This is a genomic window from Kerstersia sp., assembly GCF_052103615.1.
GTDB lineage: Bacteria > Pseudomonadota > Gammaproteobacteria > Burkholderiales > Burkholderiaceae_B > Kerstersia.
The window spans coordinates 1-3,401 of record NZ_JBQEKA010000144.1 but is presented as its reverse complement, the minus strand read 5'-3'; the positions used below and the strand labels follow the sequence as shown (position 1 = coordinate 3,401).

Genomic DNA, 3,401 nt, shown 5'->3' with positions numbered 1-3,401 from the left:
TGGCCTTGCTGGATATGGGCTGGCCGCTGAATGATGCGCTGCTTTACGCCGGCCAGCACAGCAGCTTTGATTTTGCCGAGGCCGCGGGCAATTTACGGCGTCTGGACCGGACCCTGCTGGATTCGGCCTTGGCATTGGATAAGCGGGGCGTGGCCTTATTGCCGCTGCCGCGCAAGCCGGAACGCATGGCCCATGTCTCGGCCGAAGATTCCCTGGCGCTGGTGCGGCGCCTGATGGAATTTTTCGGCTATCTGGTGGTGGACGGCGGCGGGCTGGGCAACCTCGATTTTCTGGCTGAGCTTGTGCATATGGCCGACGAGGTTTGTGTGATGGCGGATCAGGGCGTGAGCGCGCTGGTTGCCCTGCATGATCTCCTGGCCGACCTGGCGCAGCGCGGTGCGCCCGTCAATGAGCGCATGAGTTTGCTGTTGAGCCGTTATGGCGAGCGCAATGGGCTGGAAGCCGATGCTATCGCCAAGCGTTTCCGCCTGCCGCTGCGCGGGGTGCTGCCTGAACGGACGGCGCCTTTGATGCTGGCGCAGGGGCAGGGTTTGCTGCTGGACGAGACAGATCCCAAGGATCCCTGGATACAGGCGTTCCGCAAGGCAGTGCTGCCTCAGGAAGCGCCCCGGCAAGAGTCAGGCCCAGGCATTTGGCAGCGTCTGTCCGGCTGGAAAAACGGGGCGGGCGGCAAGAAGATGGCCCGGCCTCAAGGGGTGGGAAACATGGGGACGGGAAACATGGGTAGAACAGAGTCATGATGACAATGAAGAATGCGCTGTTCGATCAGGGAAGCGCGAATGCAGCGGCAATGCCGCGTTTTCAGGATCTCAAGAACAGCGCTTACGAGCATCTTTTGGGCCGGATTGAAGAGCTGGGCGCCGAGTTCGGGCGCTGGTCGCGCGAGGCCATCCAGGAGTTCGTCAATCTGGAACTGGCCGGCTATGCGCGTCTCAAGCGTTTGCCCGTCAACGAGAGTGAATTGCGCCAGATGGTCGAAGCCCTGACCAAGGAGCTGGCTGGCCTGGGGCCGCTGGAGGATTTGCTGGCGGATCCGGCGGTGGAAGATATTCTGATCAACGGTTGCGACAATGTATTCGTGTCGCGCGGCGGGCGCCTGGAGCGTGAGCCCATGGCCTTCACGGATGATGCGCATGTGCTGCGTATCGTCCGGCGCATCCTGGCGCCGCTGGGGCGCAGGCTGGACGAATCCAGCCCTATGGTGGATGCGCGCTTGCCTGATGGCGGCCGGCTCAACGTCGTGATTGAGCCGCTCGCTGTCGATGGCCCCATGGTATCCATCCGCAAATTCCGCAAGGATCCCTTGCGCCCATCCGATTTGCAGGCCCTGGGCACTTTTGATGAGCCGATCTACAACCTATTGCAGGCGGCCGTGCACCAGCGCTGCAATATCCTGATTTCCGGGGGAACCAGTTCAGGCAAAACGTCTTTGCTGAACGCGCTGGCCTTTTTCATCCCGCCGCAGGAACGCGTCATCACGGTAGAAGATACCGCTGAGCTATCACTCAATCACCCGCATGTCGGGCGCCTGGAGGCGCGTCAGGGTGGTTTTGACGGCAAGGGCGAAGTCAGCATCCGTGACTTGATTCGCAATAGCTTGCGGATGCGGCCAGACCGGGTGGTGGTCGGGGAAGTGCGTGGCGCTGAAGTCATAGACATGCTGCAAGCCATGAATACCGGCCATGAAGGCTCCATGGCGACGATACACGCCAACTCGCCGCGGGAATGCCTGTACCGGATCGAAATGCTGGCAGGTTTCGCAGGTTTTCAGGGCAGTGAGGATAGCCTGCGCCGGCAGATTGCCGGGGCGCTGGATTTCATTATTCAGATCGGGCGCTTGCCCAGCGGCAAGCGGCGGGTGTTGTCAGTGACCGAGGTCACTGGCATGGGCGACAACGTGATCGCGACCCAGGAACTGTACCGCCATGAAACGGTGCTAGGGCCGGATGGCGGGGAGCTGGACCGTTGGGTCGGGCTGGGGATTCACCCCCATACACCCAAATTGTCAGGCTATCGCGAAGAACAACGGCAACGCCAGCAAGCCAGTTTGCCGGCGGCGGATACGCCGCCGGCTGGCGGCTTCTGGGGCAGGAGGCGCTGATGCTGGTGCAAGGATTGGTGATAGGCGGCCTGGCGCTGCTGCTGTTGGCAGCGGCGTTATGGCTATGGCAGCGCGGCACGCGCGGCCAGGCGCAGGCGCAGCTGTCTTCGCATGTGGATCAGGCGCTGCGCCAGCGTCAGGCCGGCAGCCAGGCCGATGGCCCGGCAGGCGCCGAAGTGGCGCGCCAATGGCGCGGCGATGGGGGTCTGGCCAGTCTGCTGCTGCGTGCCGGGGTTCATGGCGGCCCGGGTTTCTTGCTGCCGGTGCTGGGGGCGCCGTTGGTGTTGGCGGCGCTGGCCTGGATGTTGGTCGGGGTTGCTGCGGCGGTCGGCATCTTGGTGTTGTCCGGCGTACTGATCAGTTTCTTCATCTGGTTGCGCATTGAAAAGCGGCGCAAGCGCATGGTGGCCCAGTTACCGGGTTTTCTGGAAGGGATGGTCAGGCTCATCACCATCGGCAACAGCATGGGCGCGGCGTTCCAGTCATCGGCAGCGAATGTGGAGATGCCGCTGCGTGAAGCGCTGGACCGCGTCGCCGCCTTGTCGCGTTCGGGCAAGGATCTGGACGACGCCATGCGGCAGGTCGCGCGCCAATTCGATCTGCATGAATTCTATCTGGCGGCTTCAGTTGTTGGCGTGGCCTTGCGTTTTGGCGGCCGCAGCGATCAGGTGCTGGAGCGCCTGGCGGCCTTCATGCGGGATCTGGAACAGGCGCGCATGGAAATGCATGCCATGTCGGCAGAGCTGCGTCTTTCCGCATGGATATTGGGTGTGTTGCCTATTGCCCTGGCGAGTTTCATTCTTTTCACGAATAACACGTTATTCATGAATATGTGGCACGACCCGGTAGGTTTCAAAATGTTGATCGCTGCGGCTGTCATGCAGACAGCGGGGGTGTTCTGGTTGTATCGCCTGGCGAAATCGGTCTGACGGGAGTAGGGAAAAGTGCTGGAAAAAATTCAATCCATGAATCCCGATTCGCTGCTGGCGGTGGCGCTATTGCTGCTGGCGCTGGCGTTGCTGAGCCTGGGTCTGGGGCTGACGGGGCGCGCCATGCGGGCGCGTAAACGGGCCCAGGAAGTCGAGCGCGTCATGGCCTTGCGCGAAGGGCAGGCGGGCGCTGGCACCCGTCCGCACCTGGAAGACCGTTTGCAGCATGTCGTGCAGGAAGCTGCGGCGCTGGGGGAGCGCTGGGAACAAGGCAAGTTTGGAGATTCGCTGCTGGCCGCGGAAGACAAGGCTTTGATCGACCTGTGCGGATTTGCCAATCCTGGCAGTGC

2 protein-coding genes and 2 pseudogenes are annotated in these 3,401 nt (G+C 62.3%); all 4 read left to right on the top strand.

The annotated features are described in order from the left end of the window. A pseudogene (locus tag ACTJGZ_RS15975) lies at positions 1-761 on the top strand (pilus assembly protein CpaE); the annotation flags it as partial. A 50-nt stretch (positions 762-811) separates the two neighbouring features. Then, positions 812-2,122, top strand: coding sequence for a CpaF family protein (locus ACTJGZ_RS15970; RefSeq protein ID WP_441663877.1), 1,311 nt, complete (start codon positions 812-814; stop codon positions 2,120-2,122). After that, positions 2,122-3,051, top strand: a complete 930-nt coding sequence (locus ACTJGZ_RS15965) for a type II secretion system F family protein (protein ID WP_441663876.1) — start codon at positions 2,122-2,124, stop codon at positions 3,049-3,051. The genes ACTJGZ_RS15970 and ACTJGZ_RS15965 overlap by 1 nt, the downstream gene beginning before the upstream one ends. Before the next feature lie 15 nt (positions 3,052-3,066). Then, positions 3,067-3,401 (top strand): annotated as a pseudogene (locus ACTJGZ_RS15960) (hypothetical protein); the annotation flags it as partial.

Bases quoted from the DNA above. Each gene is read 5' to 3' on its own strand.
- ACTJGZ_RS15970 (WP_441663877.1), top strand. From the start codon at position 812: ATGCCGCGTTTTCAGGATCTCAAGAACAGCGCTTACGAGCATCTTTTG.
- ACTJGZ_RS15965 (WP_441663876.1), top strand. From the start codon at position 2,122: ATGCTGGTGCAAGGATTGGTGATAGGCGGCCTGGCGCTGCTGCTGTTG.